The sequence below is a fragment of the Pseudoroseomonas cervicalis ATCC 49957 genome (assembly GCF_000164635.1).
GTDB lineage: Bacteria > Pseudomonadota > Alphaproteobacteria > Acetobacterales > Acetobacteraceae > Pseudoroseomonas > Pseudoroseomonas cervicalis.
The window spans coordinates 1-1,106 of the sequence record NZ_GG771034.1 but is presented as its reverse complement, the minus strand read 5'-3'; the positions used below and the strand labels follow the sequence as shown (position 1 = coordinate 1,106).

Below are 1,106 nucleotides of genomic sequence, written 5' to 3'. Positions count from 1 at the left end.
CCGCCACCGCCTGCAGGAAGAGCAGGGTGTTGGCGGCGTCCGAGCGGCCCTGCACGCGGGCCAGCGGCGAGTGGTAGGTCAGGCGGGCCTCGCGCCCGTCCAGCAGCAGCGGCGGCACCTCGCCGCGGCGGCGCAGGATCGAGAGGCAGCGGCCGATCAGCGGCGTCAGCAGCTCGGCCTGCAGCCTTCCATAGGTGGCGCCGAGCAGCCGCGCGGTCTGCGCGCTGCGCTCCAGCACCTCGGTCGCGGTCATGGCGGCGGTGCCGGGCGGGCCCAGCCGGTCGGCCAGCAGCGCGGCGCGGATGCGGCCGCGCAGATCGTCCAGCACGAGCTGCGAGACGTCGAAATTGCCCGGCGCCGCCAGCGGGGTCAGGCCGGAGGAGCCGGGCGCCTTCGGGATGATGGCGCCCGGCACCAGACGGACGGTCGCCGGGTTCAGCACCCCGTCATCCTCCGCCTGCCAGATGCCGGTGGCGGCGATGGAGGCGTTCTTCAGCACCAGCTCCACCACCTTGTTGGCGGTGCGGATGTCGGGCAGCGCCTTCATCACCGGGCCGCGGCCATAGGCCTCGCCCGGCGCCTTCAGCCAGCGGAAGGCGATGAAGGGGCTGTCCTGGAAGCGCCCTTCGGCCAGCGGCCAGGCGCGCCCGTCATGCTCCAGCACGGCGAGGTAGGCGCTGCCGCCGCGCTCGGGCCAGACCGCCTCCACCACCCGGTGGCGCGGCGCCTCCTGCGCAGGGCTGCCGGCGCCGAGGCCGGGCGGCAGCACGGCGCCGGGGTAGCGCGCGGCGATCGCCGCCGCCTCCAGCGCCATGGCGCGGTAGATGGTGTCGAGCCGGCCGCTCTCGCCCTCCTCCAGCACCGCCTCGCGCAGCGGCACGGCGGTGAAGCGCAGCGCGGAGAGCGCGCCGGGCGGCGCCTCCTCCACCAGCAGCACGCCGGTGCCGGCGACCACCAGGTCGAGGAAGGCCTGGTGCATCTCGACGGCGAAGTTGGAGCGGTCGAGATGCCCCTGCAGCGTCTCCGCCGCCTCCTCCAGCGCGGCGGCGGCGGCGGCGCCGTCGGGCCCCTCCGCCACGGCGCGGGCGGGCGCCAGGCCGAACCAG

1 protein-coding gene is annotated in these 1,106 nt (G+C 76.4%); it reads right to left on the bottom strand.

Going from position 1 to position 1,106, the window contains the following annotated elements; translation table 11 throughout:
* The coding region (locus tag HMPREF0731_RS21520) for a portal protein (protein ID WP_007006358.1) at positions 1–1,106 on the bottom strand (1,106 nt) is incomplete at both ends.